The sequence below is a fragment of the Streptomyces achromogenes genome (assembly GCF_030816715.1).
Classification (GTDB): Bacteria; Actinomycetota; Actinomycetes; order Streptomycetales; family Streptomycetaceae; genus Streptomyces; species Streptomyces achromogenes_A.
This window is the reverse complement of the sequence record NZ_JAUSYH010000001.1, coordinates 7,246,190-7,268,372: the sequence shown is the minus strand read 5'-3', so window position 1 is coordinate 7,268,372 and position 22,183 is coordinate 7,246,190. Positions and strand designations below refer to the sequence as shown.

Below are 22,183 nucleotides of genomic sequence, written 5' to 3'. Positions count from 1 at the left end.
TCGGTGGCCGAGGAGGACTCTACGGGCGGGAGTCGCCCAGAGGGTTGATCTCGGCTGTCCGCCGACGTAGCCGTCCGGCGGTGCCTCACGCTGCTGTGCTGCCCCGATTTCTTGCAATGTCTCCCATCTGTCGGCGTCACCTGTCCTGCTCTACGTGTTCCTCCCGCTCACCAGGTCGACAACTGCTACAAGGACTGCCGGTAGCCGAAGAATTCGTGATCCTGGTTGTAGCCGCCAAAACCGCTGCCGATGTCGGCGAAGTCGGCGACGAACTCGATCTCCTTGATCCATTTGACCTGTTTGAAGCCGAGTTCGAGTTCGTTGCGCAGCCGTAGCGGCGCGCCGTGGCCGAACGACAGTGCCTCGTCGTTCATGTCGTAGGCGAGCATGGCGAGCTTGCTGCGCATGTGTTCGATGGGGTGGGCGTCGTAGTAGGTGCCGCCGTCGGAGCCTTCTCCCAGGGAGTAGAACACCACCCATCTTGCGTGGGGGTCCGGGCCGACCAGGTCGAGGATCGTGGCCATGGACACGCCGCCCCACTTGGCGACACCGGACCAGCCCTGGATGCAGAAGTGCTGGGTGATCTGCTCGTGCGCGGGCAGTTTCCTCAGGTCGTCAAGGGACAGCTCGGCCGGGTGGGCGACCAGGCCGCCGATGCGCAGCCGGTACTCGGCGAAACCGCTGGACCGCAGGGCCTTGTACTCGGCAGAGTCGGGGTAGCGGCCGTTGTGCCAGAAGTAGGGAGAGATGTCTTTTTCGCCGTACTCGCCGGCAGAGAGATCCACGTGTTCGAACAGACGCTGGGCCGGGCCGATGAGCCCGTACCCGACGCGCTGCACGACCCGGGGGTGACGCAGAGTCAGCGGTGTGGCCGCCACCCAGGCGGCGACGACCACCGCCATCCAGCCGAGGAAGATCCAGAAACCGAGCCAGCTGCTGTCGTTGCGGCCGCTGCTGATGTGGTTGAGGTTCGTGAGCAGCCCGGTCGTGAGGACCAGGCTCACATGGACCACGATGAACAGTACGAACCAGGCGAAGACCAGGAAGTGCACCGAGCGGGCGGTCTGGATGTTCAGCACCCGGCTGAGCCGCTTGAAGCGGGTCGACAGCGCCGGTGACATACCCAGCCCCGTGATCAATGCAAGCGGTGCCGCGACGAAGACCGTGACGAAGTAGGCCAGCAGTTGCAGCCCGTTGTACGCCACCCAGCCGTTCTCCCGCGGCCAGTCCAGCGACATGTACTGGATGGCCACAGAAGCGGCGTTGGGGAAGACACTCCAACTGGTGGGGACCAGGCGTTCCCACTGTGCGGTGACGAACAGCAGCGTGTAGAACACGACACCGTTGAGCAGCCACAGCGTGTTCACCCCCAGGTGCCACCACCGGGCCAGACCGATCGAGTGCCGGATCCCGGGAAGGCCGACCCCGCTGGGCAGGCCGATCGAGTCCTGCTTCGCGGTCCACAGCGGGTCGGCGGAGACCGGCTTTTGCATCCGGAACCATTCCCGACCCGGGGTGCTGTGCCGGGTCCAGTACAGGCGTGGATGATCGGCCAGGATCTGCAGTCCCGACCGCAGGGTGAACAGCATGAAGAACAGGTTGAAAAAGTGCGACCACCGTGCCCATGACGGGACGCCCAGGTAGGCGCCGTCGGGATCCGCGCGCGGGTCGATGCCGGGATACTCGGTGATGAACCGCTGTACCGACGGCATGTCCCGCAGTCCCTTCGCTGCGGCGACGCATCCCAGCAACCCCACGAAGCCGATCGGGAGCAGCCACAGCAGGTTGAACCATCTGCTGCCCAAACGCACCCGCGGAGCGACCCCGCTGGCCGCCGGAACAGAGCCGGCCCAGGTCGCCACGTCGACGACGTCGTCACCTCGCGTCAGGTTCGCGCGGAAATCTCCGGGGATCTGGGAGGAGGCACCCGACGCGTGCGGAAGCGCACCGTCACCCGTCACGTGCTCGTCATCGGGCATGCCATCGACCTCCCGTCACGCTGGAAAGACTGCCCAGCCCCAGCGCTTGCACCGGACGCATGGTTGCAGTGACCGAGCCCACCAGAAGATGGGCGGACCGATCCATCTGACCATCCTCGGCAGATGCCCGCACACGCGACGCGCAGCACAGCCCAGTGACGACGATGTCGTGACTCGCGCGGTTGGACGTCCGCTCACTGCCGGTGTGCTGACTGATTGTTAGGGGCGTTTGGCGGTGGAACGCGAGCCTGCGGGGCGGCCAGTCCCATGCCCTCGGTGAAGGGATGGACCTGACCGATCAGCTCCATCTCGGCGTGAAGCTGGTCAAAGCATCGTTCGGCGGCGTCGCGCTCGGCGGGCAGGTCGAGGGGGCGAACCGGCTCGGCGAGGTCCGGGGTGCCGTACTGGACGACGCCGAGCTCCCGCATCCGCTGACTCGGCTGCACGACTTGACGATTGCTCTACGACCTGTTCATCGGCGGCATCCTGCGCATCCGCGCCCAGCGGGCCGCTGAGCCCCAAGTCGGCCGGGCGCGGCCGGAGACGACAGCCGACGAGGACTAGCTGTGCCGTCTCATGACATTGGTTCCTCGCCTGTCAGGCTTGGCGGGCATAGGACGTGAAGCGATCGGCGAGTGCGATGACGAGGGCGCGGAGTTCATCGGGGCGCTCGATGGCGAACGGCCGGTCGAGTGAGGCGAGTACCGGAGGCAACCAGTCGGCCGCTCCGCCCGTAGCTCGACGCGCAGCCAGTGCTCGGCCGCCGGGTCCTGGCCGGCCGCGGGCTCGTGCTCCTCCAGGCTCGCGACGCTGGCGGGGAGGTGGGCGCGGATCTGCTCAACTGTCCCGTGATCCGCAAGGTGACCTGATGCCTGTACTCGGCCGTGGCGAATCCTGACAACACGCGTTGTGCCGGACCGGGACCCACGGGCGCTTCGAATGAGCCGGACAGGGCCCTCGCGGCTGCGATGCGATCGAGCCGGAAGGTTCGGTCCTCGCCGACCTGGGCGTCCTTGCCCGTCACGTACCGCATCGGCACGGATGCGGCTACCGGCCGCAGGCTCAAGAGCGACGCCGAGCGCGACTTCCACCGCGCCGAACACCTTCAGCAGATTCCGGAGTCCACCCTCACCCACCAGCAGCTCTACCCCTACCGCAGTGACTCCGAGTCCGTACACAACCAGTTCGACCAGAGTATGTGGAACAACCGGATGATCTCCTACGGCCTCGATCGCCAGAAGGTCTTCGCCCTCGGCTTCGCCGTCGCCCAGAACGCCACCAGTCGACGCATCTTCCTGGAGCGATCAGGGGCACTGCAGGCGATGGAGGCAGAGCGTGAGCCGGCGCAGTAGGGCCAAGCAACTGCATGAGCCCGTGTTCCGCAGGGGGGGATCAACCGTGAGCAGTGCCAACACTGTTGGCGACGAGGTCATGCGCCGGACTGCCAGCGGTGGCCGGGAGGGCGGCGGTGACCTGCCAGCCGCGGTCGGGGCGTGGCCCGGTGCGCAGTTCGCCGCCGAGCGCGGTGACGCGTTCGGTGAGGCCGACCAGGCCGAAGCCGCCGCCGCGGGCCGCCGCAGGCAGCGGTGATGGACCTGACTGCCAGGAGCAAGGCACTGGTGGAGTCCCTCGGCCCCTCCGCCTCCGCGCAGCTCTTCCTTCGCGCCTCCGTCGACGGCGTCACGGACAACACCCACTTCTCGCAGTACGGCGCGACACAGATCGGCGGACTGCTGCTCCAGAGCATCCGGGAGCAGAACCTGCCTCTGGCCGCGTACCTGCGCTGACCGACGTGCGGCGACGCCCGCACCGGAAGGAACCCATGAAGCACCTTCGGATACTCGTCACGACCGCCCTGGTCATCGCCTTGTCGAGCCTCGGCATTCGCGCCGCCTCGGTGGCCGACAGCATGGCGGCGAACTGCACCGGCGCCTCACGCGCCGCAACCGCCGTACGAGCCGTGGCCGCGCCGGTCACCGTGTGGCTGGCCGGCGACTCCACCATGGCCGACCCGAGCGCCGGCCTCCCTTGTCCGGTCGGGTGGGGCAGCCAGTTCGACGCCCTGTTCAACACCGACGTGACCGTCAAGAACCAGGCGGTGGGAGGCCGCAGCATCCAGACCTGGCTGTACGAGGGGAACGTGAGCGGCACCAAGGGCTCCGACGGCGAGTGCCGCCTCACGCCAAGCATGTACTCGTCACGCTGGCAGGCGATGCTGAACGCGAGCACCGGGATGAATGCCGGCGACTACCTGTTCATCCAGTTCGGCATCAACGACTCCTCCTCCACCTGCCCACGGCACGTCGGACCGGCCCGCTATCAGCAGTTGATGACCACGATGGCGCAGGCCGCCCTTGCCCGGGGCGCGCACCCCGTGCTGCTCACCCCGGTGGCCGCCATCACCTGTTCCGGCGGCACGGCCACCAAGAGCCGCGGCTTCGTCACCCAGACCCTCGCCGCCGGCACCGCCACCGGGGCTCCGGTCATCGACCTGCAGACGCGGAGCGTCTCCCTCTACAACAGCCTGTACTTCTGCCCCAACAACGGCGACTACGGCTCAGGTCCCGTGGGCGCGTTCTTCTGCAACGACCACACCCACTTCGAAACCTACGGCGCGCAGCGGATCGCCGGGCTCGTCGCCGGTGAGGTGCGCCGCCAGAACCTCCCCCTCGCCATGTATCTCAAGTAGCGCCGGCGGACGAGACAGCGGACGGCGGCGCCAAGGGCTGTATCTGTCCCGGGAGGTTGTGGACGGGTGAGCCAGGTCTCTTCTGGGGGATCTGGAACGGGTGAGGGCCTTCCGGTTCGGTGTGGATTGCGACGTCTACACCAACCGAAAGGCCCTCGTATCCCAACCCGTGATGCACCCCCTGACCGAGACTGGGCGGTTGCGGCTTGCCCGGCCGATTCGGGACAGAGCCGTTCGATTGACGGACCCGCCCGGCCCGGCCAGGTGGGCGGTCCGGGCAGAACTCGATCGCTGACACGGTCAAGGGGCGCGTCGTCGTCAGGCCGGCTCGCGGACGAGGTGGACGAGTGCGGAGGCATAGTCGTCCGCGGCGAGGTCCAGGGGCAGTCCGTGGCTGAGCAGGATGGCGCCGTGGTGCACGATGCCGGTGGCCGTGTCGCGGTAGCGGGCGGTGGGGTCGAGTGCACGCAGGTGCAGGGCTGGGTCGTGGTGTCCATAGTGCCGTGACCGTCGCAGGGCGATCACTGCGGCTTCCCGGCCGTCCGGGGCGAGGTACTGCAGCGCGCTGAGCTCCCCGTCCCCGGGGGGCCGCAGCCGGTGCTGCTCGCCGAGCTGGACGAGGTGCCGTACGCGCTTGTACAGGGCCACGAGTTCGGCCGCGCGGGCCAGTTCGGCTTCGCTCCACCGGTTCAGGTCGCCGCCGATGCCCAGGACACCGTTCATGGCGACGTGGAAGCGGAAGTCGAGGGGCACGCTGCGCCCGGTGTAGGGGTTGGGGCTGTCGGTGACCCAGGCGCCCATGATCCGAGCCGGGTAGAGCTGGGAGAAGCCGTGCTGGATCCCGATGCGGTCGAGCGCGTCGGTGTTGTCGGAGGTCCACACCTGGTCGGTGCGGGCGAGGATGCCGAGGTCGAGGCGGCCGCCGCCGCTGCTGCACGTTTCGATGCGCAGGTCCGGGTGGTCGGCGCGCAGCCGGTCGAGCAGGTCGTAGAGGTGGTGTACGTGGTCGATCCACAGCCGGTCGGGGTCGCCGTCGGCGTCGGGCCAACCGGCCTCCGTGAAGGGGCGGTTCATGTCCCATTTGAGGAAGTCGATGGCGTTCTTCGACAGCAGTTCGTCGAGCCTGCCGTGCAGCCAGGCGGCCACGTCGGGGCGGGCGAGGTTGAGCACCAGTTGGTTGCGGTGCTCGGTGCGGCGGCGGTGCGGGTGGTGAAGCACCCAGTCGGGGTGGGCGCGGTACAGGTCGCTGTCGGGGTTGACCATCTCGGGCTCGACCCACAGGCCGAACTGCATGCCCAGGTCGTGCACCCGGTCGATCAGTGGGGCGAGGCCGTCGGGGAAGCGGTTCGGGTTGGGGGTCCAGTCGCCGAGACCGGCGGCGTCATGGGTGCGGGCACCGAACCAGCCGTCGTCCATCACGAACAGCTCGGCGCCGAGCGCCGCGGCCTTCTCGGCCAGCGCGATCTGACCGGTGACGTCGATGTCGAACTCGGTCGCCTCCCAGGAGTTGTAGAGCACCGGCCGCAGCTCCCCCGGGTGCGGCAGCACATGGTCCAGGACGTGCCGGTGCCACAGCCGGGACGCGGCTCCGAAGCCGCCTTCGGTGTACGCCCCCGCGCAGACCGGGGTGGCCAGCTCCTCGCCCGGCGGCAGCTCCCAGGTGACCGGGTCGTGGCCGAAGCCCGCGGACAGGGTGGCCCGTTCGGTGGGCAGCCGTTGGGCGGTGAGCCGCCAGCTTCCGCTCCAGGCGAGGGCGCACGACCAGACGCCGCCGTGGACCTCGTCGGCTTCGCCGTCGTCGATCATGGCCCAGGGGTTGCTCTGGTGTCCGGTGGTGCCGCGGCGGCTGGTGAGGACGGTCTCGCCGTAGGGCAGCGGAGTCCGGTTCAGCTGCGTCTCGGCGTTCCACTGCCCCCGCACCTGGCTCAGGCGGTACTCACGCAGCCTTGGCAGTACCCAGGTGGCGGAGTCGGCGCGCACGACCGTGATCGCGCCGTCGGTCTCGCTGCCGGTGTGGCGCAGGACGAGGTGGCGTTCGATGACATCGGTGCCGGTGCGCAGACGGTAGCGCGTCTCGAGGGTGAGCGGGTAGTGCCGGTCGGTGAACCGCAGCAGCAGTTCCGTGCCGTCCTCGTGTTCGATCACCTCCTCGCCGGCCGGCTCCGGTTCGAGGTCGCGGACGCCGTCCGGGAAGCGGACCTGGACGCCCGAGTGGGCGTAGCGCATGGCTCCGGCGGTGTCGAGGTCGAGGGTGCCGTCCGCGGGGTCCTCGAACGACCGGCGGCCGGGCTCTGGGTACCGGAGCAGGGAGACGGCCTGTTCGAGCGTGAGGCGGGGTCCCCAGTGCAGGCCGCGCAGTCGGTCGGCGTCGTCGAGGTGCAGCACGTAACTGGAGCCGGGTCCGGACAGGACCCACAGCCGGTGTTCGGGGTCATGGGCGATGTTCGGCATGGCGGCCTCTCGGGCTTGGGGTCGGGCGGCGAGAACGTGCGGCGGCACGCAGAGGGAAGGGACCGCCGCCGGGGTCGGCGGCGGTCCCTGAGGTGGAACGGTCAGCCGTTCACGGGGGCGACCTCGATGTAGTCGATGTCGGGTGCGTAGGAGGAGGAGTTGGAGATCTTCAGGGTGTTGGTTCCGGCGTTGAGGTTGACGGTGGTGCCCAGCGACCAGAAGTCGCTCCAGCCGTAGGTGTTGCGGAAGGTCGCCGTGGCGGGGGTGCCGCCGTTCACCGTCAGCTGCGCGGTGCGGGACTCGAGGTTGGTGTTGTAGTTGCCGGTGCCCGCCCGGTCGTTGTTGGCGTAGTGGACCACCACCGCGTACCGGCCCGCGGCCGGGGCGCTGATGTTGCCGAACGTCAGCGTGTTGGCGCTGCCGTTGCCGATGTAGCCGACGTCCTTGCCGCCGGAGGTCCACACGTTCGACTGGATCTTGGCCACTCCGGCCAGGGTGCCACTCTCGGCCTCGTACTTGGTGACGCCGGTGGTGTCACCCGAGCCGGCCACCTTCAGGTCCCGCAGGGTGACCGTGGCGCCGGTGTTCGGGCTGACCTTGATCCGGTTGATGCCGGCGATCAGGTAGAGGCGGTTGCTAGCGGTGGTCGCGGCGCCGCCGGAGTCGGCCAGGGTGGCGGCGGTGGTGCCGTTCAGGGCCAGTGCGGCCGTTCCGCCCGTGGAGGCGTAGTCGGTCTTCACGGTGTAGTAACCGTCGGTGGGCGCATAGGCGTCGAACGTGGTGCTGTCGCCGGAGTCCAGGACGACAGCGCCGGTCCCGCCCTCGCCCACATCGCCGTAGGACCAGCTCGGAGTGCCGCTGGTGTCGGCGAACGTCGCCTCGTACAGGGTCTGCGGGGTGCTCGGCACGGCCGTCAGGTCGATCTTGTCGAGGGTCACGTCACCCGCGGCGGTGCCCAGGGTGGCGTCGGACTTGGCCAGGGAGATGGTGTGGCTGCCCGCGCTCAGCGTCACCGGGACGGTGACCGTGCCCCGGTACTCGGAGTTCAGGGTGTCCGGGTAGGTGACGAACTTGGGGTTGGCGCCGTCGATGCGCAGGGCCTGCTGGGCCGGGGTACCGGTCTGGTTGCCGTAGAAGACCGTCAGGTTGTAGGTGCCGGACGACGGGGCGCTCACCGCGAAGTCGACCTTGCTGGTCGCCTGGTTGAGGGCGGTGACGTCCTTGGTGCCGGAGGCGGCGTATTTCTGCGCGGTGCCGTAGCTGGCGCCCGTGCCCTGGGTGCTGATCGTGCCGCTGGTGATGGTGCCGTTCTCGGCCTCGTACGAGGAGCTCGCCGGCACGGTGGGCGTGGTGGCGGTGCCGCCGCCGTTCGGGGTGACCGTGATGCGGTAGGCCGACATGGCGTTCAGGCCGGTCAGCGGAACGGTGATGGACCCGCTGGAGGGGGTGAAGGCGGCGCGGGAGATGGTCTGCGGCGGCGCGGACACGCCGTCGTAGCCGCTCCAGTCCAGCTCCTGGACGGTGACCTCGACCTTGCTGCCGAAGGTGGCGCTCGGGATGTTGTTGATCACCACGTTGGTGTCGGTGGCCGATCCGCCGAGGAGCACCTGGGCCTGCTTGCGGCCGGTGTCCAGCGAGGCCATGCCCTGGAGCGTGTCCTGGACGCTGACCTGCGGCGGGGTCGCCTTGACGGTCTGCCCGGTCATCCCGGCGTACGCGTGCCAGAACCACCAGGCGCCGTTGGGGCTGTTGGTGCGGGCCGTGTTGCCGTCCATGTTGCCGGCCGCGTCCCAGTAGGGCTGCTGGGCGTAGCTCTTGGTGTCCTCGAACATCGTGGCCCACTGCACCATCTGCCCGGGCACGGACAGGTCACGCCGGTTCGCGTACTCGTCGATGTTGACGGTGATGGGGCTGATGCCGCGGGCGCTCTCGAGGGAGCGGTACGTCGAGTAGTGGCCGCGGTAGGAGGAGAGCGAGGCGGGACCGAGCTCGTGCCAGGTGAAAACGTCCGGCAGCTGGTTCTTGGACTTGGCGTAGGTCAGGAAGTCGCCGAAGAACCTGCTGAGGTAGTTGGCGGTGTTGGGCCCGCCTATCTTCGCGCCGGGCATGTCGGTCTGGATCCGGGCGTAGACGGTGCTCCAGTCGGACTCGAACTTGCTCAGGGCCGTCTGGTAGGTGGTGGTGTCACTGCTGCCGAGGCCGGTGTACCAGTTGCCGTCGGGCTCGTTGAAGGGGACGAAGACGACCTTGTCCGCGTACGAGGTCCCCTTGATCGCGTTGACCGCGGCGTCGACCTTGGTGAGGTAGTCGGTCATGCCGAGGTTCTGGTACGGCCAAGCCGAGTACTCGTCCTGGATGTTGGTGTACATCGTGCCGCCGCCGTTGCGGAAGAACGACGGGGCCACGTCCAGGATGTCCCCGTTGGGGTGCTGGGCGCCGTTCGGGGGCTTCTGCGAGCCGGTGGTGAGCTTCAGCGGCGCCAGCAGGTTGTCGCTGGGGACGCCGTCGTCACTCTGACCGTACAGCGCGCCGTTCGAGCCGCGCAGGACGGTGCCGGTGGTCGTGCCGAGGTCGACGGTGAAGGTCTGGCCGGCGGCAGCCGCCGTCTGGGGCACGGCGAGGGCGGTGCCCACGAGGGCGGCAACGGCGACCAGCGAGCCCGTGAGGGCTGCTCTTCTGCGGCCGGGCGGCGCAGCGCCCGGAGTGCGGGTGATGAGGGACATGGGGACCTTGCTTTCCCCTCCCGCGGCGCTGCGGGAGGACGGGTCGAGGACGGGATGTTATCGCTCACATCCCCCGCGGACGGAGCGGTACGGAGTTGTCGGCGCCCAGGCCGGGACGACCCCGGCGGGAACGGTCAGGTGGTCCGGTGCGGTGCCGGGCCGGTGCTCTCGCGGACGATCAGGTCGGGTTCGGCCCACAGCGGTGGCGCCGGGGCGTTATCCGGGTCGAGCAGCCGGTGCAGCATCCCGAAGGCGCCGCGCCCCAGCCCTTCGAAGTCCAGCCGTACCGAGGTCAGGGTGGGGTGGGTGTACGCCGCGTACGGTGCGTCGTCGAAGCCCATGACGCTCAGGTCGCCCGGCACGTCCCGGCCTGCCTCCCGGGCCGCCCGCAGCACACCGAGTGCGAGGTCGTCGTTGCCGCACAGCACGGCGGTGACCTGCGGGTCGGCCACCACGCTACGAGCGGCCAGGTATCCGGATCGAGGGCTCCAGCCGCCTTCCAGCGGTTCGGGGGCAGGTTGGCCGGCGCCGGTGAGCGCGTCCCGCCAGCCCTCGGCGCGCTGACCGACCCGGGTCGTGGTGGACGGGATCGTCATGTAGTGGACGGTCCGGTGGCCGAGGCCGAGCAGGTAGCGGGTGGCCTGGGCCGCCGCCGTCCGGTCGTCGAGCCAGGCTTCCGGTCTGCCGGTCCGGCCGGCCTCCCGCGGCCGCTCCACCACGGCGGCCGCGGGGAACTCGGCGGGCAGCGCCTGCCAGGCCCGTTCGCCGACCGCGTTGAAGGCGATCACCAGGACGGGTTCCCCGGGACGGGCGAGCCGGCCGGCGACGTCCTCCGCCGTCTGCGGGGAATTGTCGTCCAGGACACTGACCGACACGGCGAAGTCCGCCGCACGGGCTGCCTCCTCTATGCCCCGCAGGGCGAGGGAGGCGCCGTACAGGGTGGTGTCCGAGGTGAGCACCGTCACCGAGCGCACCACTCCCCCGGCCAGCGCCCGGGCGAGCCGGTTGGGTTTGTAGCCCAGCTCGTCGATGACCTCCAGCACGCGTGCTCGGGTGGCCTTCGCAACCCTCGGGCGGTCGTTGATCACGCGGGAGACGGTCTGGTGGGACACCCCGGCCACCTTGGCGACGTCGAAGATACTGACGGACCGCTGCCGGTCGGCGCCGTCCTGGGACGGCTCCTCGTCGCGGCTAGCCGGGGTGGGGTTCTGCATGTCCGTGGGCTCCTGGTGGATGGTCGGTTGAGGCGTATGGCAGGTGACTGCCTACTTGATCGCCGCGTTGGACTCCTCGTTGACGGAGTCCGCCGCAGCCTTCGGGGACTGCTGACCCAGCCACACCTGGTTGAAGGCGTCCTGCACCTTGACGTTGTACGTCGCCGAGGACGTGGTCAGCGGATAGCCGACGGTCGTGCCCTCGGCCTCCTTGGAGAAGGCGCTCACGTCCACACCCCGCTTCTGCCAGACGGCCACGTAGTCCTTGTTGAGCGTGGGGATGCCCGGCCACACCGACCCCTGGGAGACGATGATCTTCTGGGACTCCTGTGACCCGAGCCACTTCACGAGTTCCCACGCCTCCTTGGGGTGCTTGCTGCCCGCGTACAGGGCGTTGCTGAGCCCGTTGTACACCGTGCCCTTGCCCGCCGGGCCACTGGGCAGCTCGGCGACGCCGAAGTTGCCCTTCATCGAGCTCTGGTAGGCGTTGAGGTCCCAGCTGCCGTCCCACACGACGGCAGCCTGCTTGCGGGCCATGACCTGCGGCAGGGAGGCCCCGTTGGGGGTGTTGGTGACGGAGGCCGGCACCGCCACGTGGTACTTCAGCCGCAGGTCCTGGACGAACTGGATGGCCTTGACGCACGACGGCTGGTTGATGGTCCACTTGCCCCACGCCTTGTCCTGGAGCTTGCAGCCGTTCTGGACCGCCGCGTCCCACCAGTCCGTCTGGCCGTTGGCCGACCCGAGCGCGAGCCCGTACTGCTTGACGTGCTTGCTGTCGAAGCCCGGCTCGTTCGGGTGCTTGCCGTTGTCGTCGACGGTCAGCTTCTGCAACGCCTTGACGAAGCTGCCGCCGTCGGTGGTGTTCCAGGAGAGGCCGCCCAGCTCGTCCTGCGTCAGCCCCGCCTTCTCGAGCATGGTCTTGTTGTAGACCTGGGCGATGGTGTCCCAGTCCTTCGGCAGGCCGTACTGCTTGCCGTCCTGCTGCCAGCCCGTCAGGAGCTTGGGGTCGTAGATCGACGTGTCCAGCTTGTCGGCCTTGATGTACGGGGTGAGGTCGGCGAGGACATTCTGCTGGGAGAACTGCGGGAAGTAGGCCACGTGGTCCCAGAAGACGTCGGGCGCGGTGCGGCCGGCCATCTGGGTCTGCAGCTTGCTCCAGTACTGCGCCCACGCGTTCAGCTCGATCTTGACCTTGATCTTCGGGTGCTGCTTCTCGAACACGGCGACCGACTTCTGCAGCGCCGGCTCCTGGACGGCGTCCCAGATGGCGTACCGCAGAGTGACGGTTCCTCCGGAGGAGGTGTCCGAGCCGGACGAGCCGCAGGCGGTGGTGAGGCAGAGCAGGAGTGCGCTGGTGGCGGTGGCGGCCAGGACTCTTCTGGAGGAAGCGGACATGGTTGGGCGTCCCTTTCGGTGCGAGGTGGTGCGAGGTGGTGCGGGGGGGAACCGGGGGGCCGGTGGGCGGTGACGTCTTCGGTGGAAGCGGACCGCTCGGGCCGCGGCGGCGGACGGCCTACTTGAGGCCGGTCAGCGCGATGGAGCGCACGATGTGCCGCTGGAACAGAAGGAACACGGCGATCAGGGGAAGCAGGGCGAGGGCCGCCCCGGCCAGCACGATGTGCGGCAGGTCGGAGACGTGTTCGCCCTGGAGGGCGGAGATGCCCACGGTGATCACCCGGGTCCGGTCGCTGTTGGTGATGATCAGCGGCCAGATCAGGTTGTTCCAGGTGTTGACGAACGTGATGATCGCGAGCGTGGCGAGGATCGGACGGCTCAGCGGCAGCATGATCCGCACCAGGATGGTCCAGGTGTTCGCCCCGTCGATGCGGGCGGCGGCCTCCAGGTCATGGGGAATGGTGCGGAAGTGCTGGCGTACCAGGAAGACGCCGTACGGGGTGCCGAAGAGGGTGGGCAGGATCAGACCCGCGTAGGTGTCCACCAGGCCGAGTTCACGCATCATCAGGAACAGCGGCACGAGCGTGATCATCTGGGGCACCATCATCGTGGCGAGGTATCCCCAGAAGAGCCAGTCGCGCCCCGGGAACTCCATCCGGGCGAGCGCATACGCCGCCAGCGCGCTGAACACCACCTGCCCGATGGTGACGAGCACCGCGACGGACAGGGTGTGCAGCAGGAAGGAGGACATCCCGTACTGGTTCCACACGGCGGTGAAGTTGGCGAACGTGGCGGGATGTGCGGGAATCCAGGCGTCGGTCGACAGCAGGTCCGCCGGACGCTTGAGCGCGCCGTTCAGCGTCAGCAGGTACGGGGCCACGGACAGCAGCGCTCCAGCGGCGAGGATCCCGTACAGCGTCGTTCTGCGGACGGCGGTGGAGAGAGAAGACATGATCGTGGCCGTCCTCAGCTGAAGTCGTAGATGGTGCGCTTGCGGAAGTACAGGAGCTGGACGGCCGTCACCAGCAGGATCACGGCGAACAGCAGCATCGCCAGCGCCGAGGCGTAGCCGGTGCGGAACAGCTGGAACGCCTGCTGGTAGATGTGGTAGTTCATCGTGTCCGTCGAGCCGCCCGGCCCGCCCTGGGTCATCACGTAGACGGTGTCGAACATCTGGAACGACCCGATCGTGTTGGTCACCAGCACGAAGAACATCGACGGGCGCAGCAGCGGCAGCGTGATCCGGAAGAAGCGCTGGACGGTGCCGGCCCCGTCCAGGTCGGCCGCCTCGTAGAGCGATTCGGGAATCGCCTGGAGGCCCGCCAGCAGGAACAGCATGGTGTAGCCCGTGTACTGCCAGATGTTGACCGAGGCGAGCACCGGCATCGCCCAACCGGTGGACGACAGCCACGCCGGGCCGTCCACGCCGAACAGGGCCAGGAACTGGTTGACCACGCCGCGCTGGGGATCGAACGCCCAGCTCCAGACGATGCCGAGGGCCACCGGCATGGCCATCCACGGCAGGACGAACAACACCCGGAGCACCTTGAGGCCCCGCAGCTTCCGGTTCATCGCGAGGGCGAGCAGCAGCGCGAGCACGGTCTGCGCGGGGATGTTCAGCAGCACGTAGTACACGGTGTTGCGCATCGCGCGCCACACCTCACTGTCGCCCATCATCTCGCGGTAGTTCGCCAGCCCGACGAAGCGCGGGGTGCCCATCAGGTTCCAGTCGAAGAAGCTGATGACGACGACCCCGACGATGGGCGCCACGAGGAACATCAGGAGCCCGGCGAGGCTCGGCGCGAGGAGCAGGTACGCCTCCAGGGTGGCGCGGATCCGGCCCCGCCCGCGGCGGTGCCCAGCCGTGGACGATGGCGGGGATTCGGCTGGGTGACGGCGGCTGCCGTCACCCCCCGGAAAAGTCTTGGTGGGTGAGATGTTATCGATCACACTTACGCTCCGTCGGGCGGCTCGTCCGGTGCAGCTGGGACACCGGCCGGAAAAGCATGGGGAAGCAGAAGCCACTGGAGGTGGGGCTCACGACGCGGCTGCGCGATACTGCGCTGCTGGATGTGAGTGAAGTGTTAGCGCTAACGCATTCCTCGTCAAGAGGTGCCGTGAGGATTCCTCGCGACAGACTTCAGGTGGGGATCCGCCGGCCCCGGCATGGTTCACGGAGGAAGCCGCGCCCCACGGCCGGATAGAAGATCCCCTCCGCACAGCGGAGACCTACCGGGTCCTGGAAGACACCCACCTGCTAAACGGTCCCCGCAAAAGCGACCCCCCGCTTGAGGTCGGCCGGATCCTGGTCCACTCCACCGGCAACGCCAAAGGCCAGCAGCGAGCCTGTGACAAACGCCTGGTCCCCAAAGCGCCCTCCAAAGCGGAGCACTCCTTCACTGTCGACACCACTACCGGGGAGATGCGCAGGCATCGGGTAGACCCCGCGGCCCGCCTCTACTACGAGAACGGCGAGAAGGAGAAGCGCCTCGCGCGGGGCACGAAGTGGTTCTTCGCCTCGGCCCGTTACGACGGCTACTGGCAGCGCGCCATCCTCGCCGTCCGGCATGTCGCCGGCGGCGACTACGAAGACGAAGCCGCCGTCGCCGTGCGCTCCTTCAGCCAGCTCAGCAGCCTGCTTCCCGGCTGCATGGGCGTCATCTACGACGGAGCCTTCCGCGGCGTCCACCGCGACGCCCTCGCCCGCCTCGGTCTGCTGGTCATCAACCGGCAGCACGGCTCGGTCAAACCACGTGCCTACGAGCTCCTGCGCTTCGGCCGCTGCCGCCACGATCTGTGGTGCGACCAGGGCCGCATCGCCGAGCGCGTCCTCCTCGACGACGGCACGAGCACCCTGATGCCGGTCCCCGTCAGTCGCCACGGCGGCGTCCACGATCCGGGCCCGTGCGGTAGCGCGTTGTTCGTCCCGCCTGCCCATGACTCCACTCCTTCACAGTCAGCACTGGCTGTGAAGGAGTGGGCCGTCCTGAATTGCTCCTCGGGCCGACCTGCCCACCTGCCGACCGGCCGTGCGCAATGCGACGATCCGAGCGATGCGCCCCCGAGGTCCACCGGGTCGTCGAGCCGGGCGGCGGGCGAAGCGGCTCTGTTGTGCCTGCTCTTCACCGCCGTACGGCACACCCAGTCGCCCTCGGCGCCGGTGCGCGGGGTCCTCGGTCCCAAACGCGGCGCGTCTTGGCGCCCGAGCCGGGCACCGCATCAATGAATCCGCAAGCCGGTGCATTTGCGTAGCCGCGCGGAAGCACGAGGGCGGATCGAGATCCACCCAAGGAGACTACGCATCAGATTGATACTCAATATCAAAATGAGTCATTACTGTATCCTTCTGCCTATGAATGAGAATGCTCGTACCTCCGCCCAGTCCGCGCGCAAGCCGCCCGGCCTGCGTGAGCGCATGCGCGCGACGGTTCAGGCGGAGGTGGTCGAGGTGGCGCACCGGCTCTTCATCGAGCAGGGGTTCGATCGGACGACCGTCGACCAGATCGCCGCCGAGGTGGGCCTGTCGCGCGCCAGTCTGTTCCGGTATTTCGGAACCAAGGAAGAGATCGTCCTGGGACGCCTGGTGGAATCCGGCCGTCAGATCGCGGAGGCGCTGGCCGCCCGCCCCGACGACGAACGGCCCTGGAAAGCACTGCGCCGGGCGTTCGACGTCCTCACGCAGGCAAATGCGCAGGCGCCCGAGCAGACACTCGCCTATCTGCGCATGCTGCAGGAGACGCCGTCACTGCGCGCCGGGCACCACGAGAAGACGCTCAGCTGGCAGGAACTGCTGGTTCCGGAAATCGCCCGGCGGCTGGGAGTCAGCCCTGACCGGCCGGAGGACACCAGGGCGACTGCACTGGCCGCCGCCGCCCTCGCCTGCCTGGACGTGGCAGCCACGGGATGGGTGGCCTGTGAGGGTACTGTCCCGCTGGCCGTGCTGCTCGACCGGGCGATGGGCGCGTTGAGAGAGTAACCGGGCCCGCCGCCCCGTCGGCGCGCCACCACGCCAGACGCCGGCTCTGCCACGGCGAAAAGTGGCCGCTACCGCACCGAGCGCACGCGCAGGCCGCGCCGCAGCCCGTCCATCACGTCCGAGAGCATCTCCTGACTGATGGCCGCATCCCTCAGACCCACCGAACCGTGGAATGTCCCCGGGTAGAGATGCAACCCGGTGGTGACCCCCGCCTGTACCAACCGTTGCGCGTAGATCATCCCTTCGTCCCGCAGGGGGTCGAACTCGCAGACGTAGACGAACGCCGGCGGCAGCCCGGTGAGGTCCGCGGCACGGGCCGGGGCCGCATACGCGGGGAGGTCGGGGCCGCCACGGCGGCCCTCGCCGCCCAGGTAGTGACTCCAGCAGATCTCGGCGATGGGGCGGTTCCACACAGGGGTGTCGGTGAAGGCCCGCATCGAGGGCGTCTCCAGCCGGTCGTCCAGCATCGGGACTCCCAGGTACTGGAAGCAGAGCGCCGGGCCGCTGCGGTCCCGGGCCAGCAGGGCCACGGCCGTGGCGAGTCCGCCGCCCGCGCTGTCACCGCCGACGCCCAGCCGGGCCGGGTCGATGCCCAGCTCTGTCGCGTGCCCGGCCGTCCAGACCAACGTGGCGTAGGAGTCCTCCAGTCCGGCCGGGAAGGGATTTTCGGGCGCGAGCCGGTAGTCCACCGAGACCACCACCGCGCCGACCTGGTCGGCGATCCGCAGCAGGTCGGAGTGGCAGAAGTCCAAACTGCCGAGCACATAGCCGCCGCCGTGCATGTACACCAGGCCGGGCAGGCCGGTGTCCGCCGCCTCGGCGCCGACCGGGGTATAGATCCGGACCGGGACCTGCGGTGCGCCTTCAGGCCCCGGGACAAGAGTGTCGCGGACGTCGACCGGCCGGGCCGGCTCGTACATGGGCAGGTTCGCCGTCATCGCCTTCTCGGCCGCGCGGGCGGCGGCGAGGTCGGCGAACGGCAGATCATTGATCATCGGGACCCAGTGGGCCAGCTCGGGATCGAACGCGTAGGACACGGGGGTCTGCTCCTCAGGAAAATCTCGCTCGCGCGATCTTCGGGACGGCAAGGACAGCGTTCCATCCATACGTGACATCGGCCGTCAGGATTTACGCTCGCCCGTGTGAAAGCCGACCGACTGCTGTCCATCCTGCTGCTCCTGCAGGCCCGCGAGCGGATCTCCCACGTCGAACTCGCCGAACACCTGGAGGTTTCGGTTCGCACCGTCTACCGCGACGTCGAGGCACTCTCCACCGCCGGCGTACCGGTGTGGACGGAGCGTGGACGCAGCGGCGGTGTGCGGCTGCTGCCCGGCTACCGCACAGACGTCACCGGGTTGACCAACGACGAGGCGCGCGCCCTGTTCGTCCTCGCCACCGAGGGCACGCACGACGCGCTCGGCCTGGGTGAGGCGATCCGCTCGGCGCTCCGGAAGGTCATGGCCGCGCTGCCCGCCCGGCACCGCGGCGACGCCGAGCGCATCAGTGAGCGCGTCTTGGTCGACCCCGTCCGCTGGATGCACGGCATCGAAACGGCTACCGACGCCCATCTCGCAGAGCTCCAGCACGCCACCTTCACCGACCGCCGGCTCCAGCTGACCTACCGCAGCAGCGACGCCCGCGAGCCGCACCGCTATACCGTCGACCCGTACGGGCTGGTCAGCAAGGCAGGCGTCTGGTATCTCGTCGCCGACCGGGGCGGCAAGCCCCGGATGTTCCGTGCCGACCGCGTCCTTGCCGCCGAGGTCGTCGACGAACCCGTCCACCGCCGTCCCGGCCAAGACCTCGCCACCGTCTGGGCCCTGCTGCGCCAACGCTTCGAGAGCCTGCCGGATGGCATCCACGTCCACTGCCGCGTACGCCGCGAGCAACTGGAGATCTTCCAGCGCCTTTTCGTCTCCCGTCTGGTCGCCCCGCTTCACCTCATGGATGACGGCTGGGCCCTCGCCGAACTCGCCTTCCGCGAACTTCCCGACGTACGCGGTCTGCTCTCTATGGGCGCCACCGTCGAGGTCCTCGACCCGCCCGAGGCCCGCGCCGAACTCGCCGCCGTGTCCGCCGAACTCGCCACGCTCTACGGTGCGCGGGCCTGACGGCACCGACAGACCTGCGCCGAGCAACAAGTCGGCATCGAGAGCGCCGTCGACCTCGTCAGGCTGCGCCAACTGGTCTTGCCGCCCCTGTGCCTGTGTGGCCGTCCCGTTCGCGGCGATCGGCGCCAGCCGGTTCAGGACCCGGTGGAATCGGACGGCGGGCGCGAGCCGCCGAAGCCGTGTTCCGATAGGTCGAACCAGTTGCCCTCCGCATCCTGGCCCGATACTCGGCGAAGGAGCGGTTGGTGAAGCGTTCCGCCGGTTTCGGAGTGGCGGCCGCCACCAGGGCCTCGGTGGTGGCCGCCATCCGGACTGAGCGAGGCTGCTGGGCGGCAAAAGCACGAGCCGAGTGAGCAGGACAGCAGGCAGCATCGAGAGCGGCGGGCGATTCACATCGGCCTTGTTCGCGTCGCCTTGGCACTGACGGTCAGGAGTGGCGTCGAGAGCCTGTCAGGCGTGGGTGAGCAAGGCGCTGTTGTGTCTGATCGACCATGCCGACAACGGCAGGGCTGTGCACTCGCGAAATGGCCTCCGAGTTGGGATCGCCGCCGAGGTGGGCCTGTCGCGCGCCAGTCTGTTCCGGTATTTCGGAACCAAGGAAGAGATCGTCCTGGGACGCCTGGTGGAATCCGGCCGTCAGATCGCGGAGGCGCTGGCCGCCCGCCCCGACGACGAACGGCCCTGGAAAGCACTGCGCCGGGCGTTCGACGTCCTCACGCAGGCAAATGCGCAGGCGCCCGAGCAGACACTCGCCTATCTGCGCATGCTGCAGGAGACGCCGTCACTGCGCGCCGGGCACCACGAGAAGACGCTCAGCTGGCAGGAACTGCTGGTTCCGGAAATCGCCCGGCGGCTGGGAGTCAGCCCTGACCGGCCGGAGGACACCAGGGCGACTGCACTGGCCGCCGCCGCCCTCGCCTGCCTGGACGTGGCAGCCACGGGATGGGTGGCCTGTGAGGGTACTGTCCCGCTGGCCGTGCTGCTCGACCGGGCGATGGGCGCGTTGAGAGAGTAACCGGGCCCGCCGGTCGAGGTGCCCGTCAGGCTCGGCTGCAGCCGAGCAGGTCGAGAGCGATATCGGTGATCATGTCCTCCTGACCGCCGAGCATCCCGCGGCGGCCGACCTCGACGAGGAGGGCACGGGTATCGACACTGCCCTGCGACGCGAGTGCGGGATCAGCCACACCATGCTGGAGGTCCTCATCAGGCTGAGCCGCAAGCCGGGAGAGGAGGTCTCCCAGCGCCAGCTCGCCGACGACCTCACCCTCACCAGCAGTGGCACCACCCGGCTGATCGACCGCATGGAAGAAGCCGACATGGTCCGCCGCGTCCCATCACCGGACGACCGCAGGAGCGTCCTGGTGGAACCAACTGATCACGGCCGTACCCTGTTCCTTCAGGCCGCGGCCGTTCACTCCCGTGTCGTCGAGCGGTACTTCGTCACGCCCGTGGCCCGCGACGACTACAGGCGGCTGACCGGCGCGCTGGGTGACATCAACGAGGCGCTGCGCGACGCCACCGACTGACATCACCGGCCGTCGCGGTTTTCGCTGCGGATGGTGCGCCAGCAGCGCTGCGCCGGAGCGTAACCCGGTGGCCGGGCACTCTGGGGGGAGCCTTGCGCGTTCCGCAGATTCCTACGCCGTTGGGCGGCCGGTGGACTGTCTTTGCTCGGGAGCAGTCGCGCTGACGGTTCGGTAGGTCGCCGACCCCAGTAGTGCCTTCAATCTTGCGGTGCCCTCGGAGCCGTATGCGAACCGTACGATCGCCGTGTCCGCATGCCCGGCTGCCGGGGCCGGCCGAGGACGAGGGACGACTGCGACAGGGGCGGGTGTCCGATACCGGGCACCCTCCCCACGCATGACGGCACGACGGCACGACGACCACCGCCGACGGTCCGACTGCTCTGACTGCTCTGACTGCTCTGACTGCTACTGCCAGACGTACCAACGGCAGTGGTATGTACCCGAGGCGTCCCAAAAACCTGTGCTCGTTGTATCGCGCCGTGTGCCGCACAGTGAATGTCGTGCCGCACCGGAAGTCTGGTGAGGCGGCTGCCGATCGTGTTCAACCCCCCGGCCGCCGCACTCCTCCTGGCCCGACGGCTCGCCTCGTCCGCCGCGGCGTGAACCGCGTCCCGAGACGCCGGCCCGACCGGCACCGCCGGGACACGGCAGACCACGACGCCACCCGGCGGGACTGCTCACACGCGGTGGTCATCCACGCGCTCGATCAAGGAGCCCCCCATTGTCCCGCCGTTTCCTCTTCGTCCTCGCCAGCCATCGCAGCGACGGGAACACCGAGTTGCTCGCGCGTCGGGCCGCCCGCAGTTGCCCGCCGACATCGAGCAGCAGTGGATCTCGCTCGCCGAGCGTCTCCTCCCCGACTTCGACCTGCGGCACGGCGCGGGACACACCGCACGGCCCGAGGCGTGAAACCTCGCGCTGCTCTTCAACGCCACCCTCGCAGCGACCGACATCGTGGTCGCCTCCCCGTGTACTGGTACTCGCTGTCCTCCCACACCAAGCGTTACCTGGACCACTGGACGTCCTGGATGGAGACCCCCGGCTTCAGGCTGCCGGGCGGCCATTGCCGGACGCACCCTGTGGGGCGTCACCGCCAAAAAACTGGGCCGCTTTCCTGAACATGATCCCCCACTGCCTGAAGGGCGTGGGAGGTGCCCCAATCGGTGGAGTACTGCGCGGCAACGGCACCGCGCCGGGCGACGTCCTGAAGGATACGGAGGCGCTGGCGCGGGCAAAGACGTTCTTCGACCAGGACGCGCCGCCCGCCCGCTTCCCGGGCGTCTACACACAGCCCGAGTCCGACACGGAATCCGCCGCATGACCGCCTTGCGGCGCCGCCACGCCACCACCCGCATGTGCGCTGTCACGTCCTCCTGACAGAGGCCGTGATGTCTCGTACTCACGACGATTCGTGCACATGACGGTGGTCGGTACCGCCATCCGTCTTCCGTCGACCGAGAGAGTGGTCATGTCCACCGAGCCCCCCGAGTCAACTGTTTCCCTCCCCGAGGGATCCGCGTCCGCCCCGTCCCGGCGCACGTTCATCGCAAGCACCAGCGTCGTCGGCGGCGCGGTCGTGGCGGGCTGCCTCATAGCCGGGCCGTCCGTGTTCGGCGCCGAACCCGCGGACGCCGCCGAGGAACAGCCCGGCAGCCGCGTCTCCCTGACCGTCAACGGCAAGCGGCACACCGTCACGGTCGACAACCGGACCTCACTGCTGGACCTGCTGCGCGAACACCTCGGGCTGACCGGCTCGAAGAAGGGCTGCAACGCCGGCGCCTGCGGCGCCTGCACCGTCCTGGTCGACGGCCACCGGGTCAACTCCTGCCTGACCCTGGCGGTACGGCTGGACGGCGCCGAGGTCACCACCATCGAGGGCCTCGCCAAGGGCGACCGACTGCACCCGCTGCAGCAGGCGTTCATCGACCAGGACGCCTTCCAGTGCGGCTACTGCACCTCCGGCCAGATCATGTCCGGCGTCGGCTGCATCAAGGAGGGCCACACCGGCTCACCGGAGGAGATCCGGGAGTTCATGAGCGGCAACATCTGCCGCTGCGGCTGCTACGTGAAGATCGTGCGGGCGGTCGAGCAGACCGCGCACGGGAAATGAGGCACG

19 protein-coding genes and 3 pseudogenes are annotated in these 22,183 nt (G+C 68.8%); 11 read left to right on the top strand and 11 right to left on the bottom strand.

Annotated features, from left to right (window positions below; genetic code table 11):
- Positions 1–185 precede the first annotated feature (185 nt).
- From QF032_RS32510 to QF032_RS32500, 3 genes and pseudogenes are all read right to left on the bottom strand, one after another.
- The gene (locus QF032_RS32510; protein ID WP_307058817.1) at positions 186–1,979 is read right to left on the bottom strand and encodes a molybdopterin-dependent oxidoreductase; all 1,794 of its coding nucleotides are present in this window, start codon (positions 1,977–1,979) and stop codon (positions 186–188) included.
- A gap of 194 nt (positions 1,980–2,173) precedes the next feature.
- Positions 2,174–2,425, bottom strand: coding sequence for a hypothetical protein (locus QF032_RS32505; RefSeq protein ID WP_307058814.1), 252 nt, complete (start codon positions 2,423–2,425; stop codon positions 2,174–2,176).
- Positions 2,426–2,576: 151 nt separating this feature from the next.
- Positions 2,577–3,006, bottom strand: a pseudogene (locus QF032_RS32500) (WYL domain-containing protein); the annotation flags it as partial.
- Here QF032_RS32500 and QF032_RS32495 point away from each other — a divergent pair.
- The 4 genes from QF032_RS32495 to QF032_RS32480 are packed head-to-tail and all read left to right on the top strand — an operon-like array spanning position 2,993 to position 4,668.
- The gene (locus QF032_RS32495) at positions 2,993–3,331 is read left to right on the top strand and encodes a hypothetical protein (RefSeq protein ID WP_307058813.1); all 339 of its coding nucleotides are present in this window, start codon (positions 2,993–2,995) and stop codon (positions 3,329–3,331) included. The pseudogene QF032_RS32500 and the gene QF032_RS32495 sit on opposite strands and share 14 nt — an antisense overlap.
- A 46-nt stretch (positions 3,332–3,377) precedes the next feature.
- Positions 3,378–3,569 carry a hypothetical protein gene (locus QF032_RS40735; protein ID WP_373430409.1) on the top strand — a complete coding sequence of 64 codons (192 nt, stop codon included), beginning with the start codon at positions 3,378–3,380 and terminating at the stop codon, positions 3,567–3,569.
- Positions 3,569–3,766 (top strand): hypothetical protein, encoded by a 198-nt coding sequence (locus tag QF032_RS32485; RefSeq protein ID WP_307060578.1) that lies wholly within the window; start codon positions 3,569–3,571, stop codon positions 3,764–3,766. Before QF032_RS40735 ends, QF032_RS32485 begins: the two co-directional genes overlap by 1 nt.
- 35 nt (positions 3,767–3,801) lie before the next feature.
- Positions 3,802–4,668, top strand: a complete 867-nt coding sequence (locus QF032_RS32480; RefSeq protein WP_307058811.1) for a carbohydrate esterase — start codon at positions 3,802–3,804, stop codon at positions 4,666–4,668.
- A 318-nt stretch (positions 4,669–4,986) separates the two neighbouring features.
- On the opposite strand, the gene QF032_RS32475 is transcribed toward QF032_RS32480, so the two are convergent.
- The 6 genes from QF032_RS32475 to QF032_RS32450 all read right to left on the bottom strand — a co-directional run bounded on the left by QF032_RS32475 (position 4,987) and on the right by QF032_RS32450 (position 14,404).
- Positions 4,987–7,119, bottom strand: coding sequence for an alpha-galactosidase (locus QF032_RS32475; protein ID WP_307058809.1), 2,133 nt, complete (start codon positions 7,117–7,119; stop codon positions 4,987–4,989).
- 101 nt (positions 7,120–7,220) lie between these two features.
- A complete protein-coding gene (locus tag QF032_RS32470; protein WP_307058807.1) occupies positions 7,221–9,842 on the bottom strand; it encodes a carbohydrate-binding protein in 2,622 nt (873 codons plus the stop codon).
- 134 nt (positions 9,843–9,976) lie between these two features.
- Positions 9,977–11,056: a LacI family DNA-binding transcriptional regulator gene (locus QF032_RS32465; RefSeq protein WP_307058805.1), complete on the bottom strand. Its 1,080-nt coding sequence runs from the start codon at positions 11,054–11,056 to the stop codon at positions 9,977–9,979.
- A 51-nt stretch (positions 11,057–11,107) separates the two neighbouring features.
- On the bottom strand, positions 11,108–12,454 hold the full coding sequence (locus QF032_RS32460; protein WP_307058803.1) for an ABC transporter substrate-binding protein: 1,347 nt from the start codon (positions 12,452–12,454) through the stop codon (positions 11,108–11,110).
- A gap of 118 nt (positions 12,455–12,572) precedes the next feature.
- Positions 12,573–13,406: a carbohydrate ABC transporter permease gene (locus tag QF032_RS32455; protein ID WP_307058801.1), complete on the bottom strand. Its 834-nt coding sequence runs from the start codon at positions 13,404–13,406 to the stop codon at positions 12,573–12,575.
- Positions 13,407–13,420: 14 nt separating this feature from the next.
- Positions 13,421–14,404, bottom strand: coding sequence for a carbohydrate ABC transporter permease (locus QF032_RS32450; protein ID WP_307058799.1), 984 nt, complete (start codon positions 14,402–14,404; stop codon positions 13,421–13,423).
- Positions 14,405–14,876: 472 nt separating this feature from the next.
- On the opposite strand from QF032_RS32450, the gene QF032_RS32445 reads away from it, so the two are divergent.
- Together QF032_RS32445 and QF032_RS32440 are read left to right on the top strand one after the other, a co-directional pair.
- On the top strand, positions 14,877–15,680 hold the full coding sequence (locus QF032_RS32445; RefSeq protein WP_307058797.1) for a hypothetical protein: 804 nt from the start codon (positions 14,877–14,879) through the stop codon (positions 15,678–15,680).
- Between the two features lie 126 nt (positions 15,681–15,806).
- A complete protein-coding gene (locus QF032_RS32440) occupies positions 15,807–16,430 on the top strand; it encodes a TetR family transcriptional regulator (protein WP_307058795.1) in 624 nt (207 codons plus the stop codon).
- A gap of 68 nt (positions 16,431–16,498) precedes the next feature.
- Here QF032_RS32440 and QF032_RS32435 read toward each other — a convergent pair whose 3' ends face one another.
- A complete protein-coding gene (locus QF032_RS32435) occupies positions 16,499–17,467 on the bottom strand; it encodes an alpha/beta hydrolase (protein WP_307058792.1) in 969 nt (322 codons plus the stop codon).
- Positions 17,468–17,572: 105 nt separating this feature from the next.
- On the opposite strand from QF032_RS32435, the gene QF032_RS32430 reads away from it, so the two are divergent.
- Positions 17,573–18,541, top strand: a complete 969-nt coding sequence (locus tag QF032_RS32430; RefSeq protein ID WP_307058790.1) for a helix-turn-helix transcriptional regulator — start codon at positions 17,573–17,575, stop codon at positions 18,539–18,541.
- Positions 18,542–19,001: 460 nt separating this feature from the next.
- Positions 19,002–19,556: a TetR/AcrR family transcriptional regulator gene (locus QF032_RS32425; RefSeq protein WP_307058788.1), complete on the top strand. Its 555-nt coding sequence runs from the start codon at positions 19,002–19,004 to the stop codon at positions 19,554–19,556.
- A gap of 25 nt (positions 19,557–19,581) precedes the next feature.
- On the opposite strand, the pseudogene QF032_RS32420 reads toward QF032_RS32425, so the two are convergent.
- Positions 19,582–19,692, bottom strand: a pseudogene (locus QF032_RS32420) (4-hydroxy-2-oxovalerate aldolase); the annotation flags it as partial.
- 36 nt (positions 19,693–19,728) lie between these two features.
- On the opposite strand from QF032_RS32420, the gene QF032_RS32415 reads away from it, so the two are divergent.
- The 3 genes and pseudogenes from QF032_RS32415 to QF032_RS32405 all read left to right on the top strand — a co-directional run bounded on the left by QF032_RS32415 (position 19,729) and on the right by QF032_RS32405 (position 22,177).
- Positions 19,729–20,067 (top strand): MarR family winged helix-turn-helix transcriptional regulator, encoded by a 339-nt coding sequence (locus QF032_RS32415; RefSeq protein ID WP_307058786.1) that lies wholly within the window; start codon positions 19,729–19,731, stop codon positions 20,065–20,067.
- A gap of 721 nt (positions 20,068–20,788) precedes the next feature.
- Positions 20,789–21,388, top strand: a pseudogene (locus QF032_RS32410) (flavodoxin family protein).
- A 147-nt stretch (positions 21,389–21,535) separates the two neighbouring features.
- A complete protein-coding gene (locus QF032_RS32405) occupies positions 21,536–22,177 on the top strand; it encodes a (2Fe-2S)-binding protein (RefSeq protein WP_307058784.1) in 642 nt (213 codons plus the stop codon).
- Positions 22,178–22,183: the final 6 nt, after the last annotated feature.

Coding starts and splice junctions, on each gene's coding strand:
- QF032_RS32510 (WP_307058817.1), bottom strand. CDS start 1,979: ATGCCCGATGACGAGCACGTGACGGGTGACGGTGCGCTTCCGCACGCG.
- QF032_RS32485 (WP_307060578.1), top strand. CDS start 3,569: ATGGACCTGACTGCCAGGAGCAAGGCACTGGTGGAGTCCCTCGGCCCC.
- QF032_RS32480 (WP_307058811.1), top strand. CDS start 3,802: ATGAAGCACCTTCGGATACTCGTCACGACCGCCCTGGTCATCGCCTTG.
- QF032_RS32475 (WP_307058809.1), bottom strand. CDS start 7,119: ATGCCGAACATCGCCCATGACCCCGAACACCGGCTGTGGGTCCTGTCC.
- QF032_RS32470 (WP_307058807.1), bottom strand. CDS start 9,842: ATGTCCCTCATCACCCGCACTCCGGGCGCTGCGCCGCCCGGCCGCAGA.
- QF032_RS32465 (WP_307058805.1), bottom strand. CDS start 11,056: ATGCAGAACCCCACCCCGGCTAGCCGCGACGAGGAGCCGTCCCAGGAC.
- QF032_RS32460 (WP_307058803.1), bottom strand. CDS start 12,454: ATGTCCGCTTCCTCCAGAAGAGTCCTGGCCGCCACCGCCACCAGCGCA.
- QF032_RS32455 (WP_307058801.1), bottom strand. CDS start 13,406: ATGTCTTCTCTCTCCACCGCCGTCCGCAGAACGACGCTGTACGGGATC.
- QF032_RS32445 (WP_307058797.1), top strand. CDS start 14,877: ATGCGCAGGCATCGGGTAGACCCCGCGGCCCGCCTCTACTACGAGAAC.
- QF032_RS32440 (WP_307058795.1), top strand. CDS start 15,807: ATGAATGAGAATGCTCGTACCTCCGCCCAGTCCGCGCGCAAGCCGCCC.
- QF032_RS32415 (WP_307058786.1), top strand. CDS start 19,729: ATGCTGGAGGTCCTCATCAGGCTGAGCCGCAAGCCGGGAGAGGAGGTC.
- QF032_RS32405 (WP_307058784.1), top strand. CDS start 21,536: ATGTCCACCGAGCCCCCCGAGTCAACTGTTTCCCTCCCCGAGGGATCC.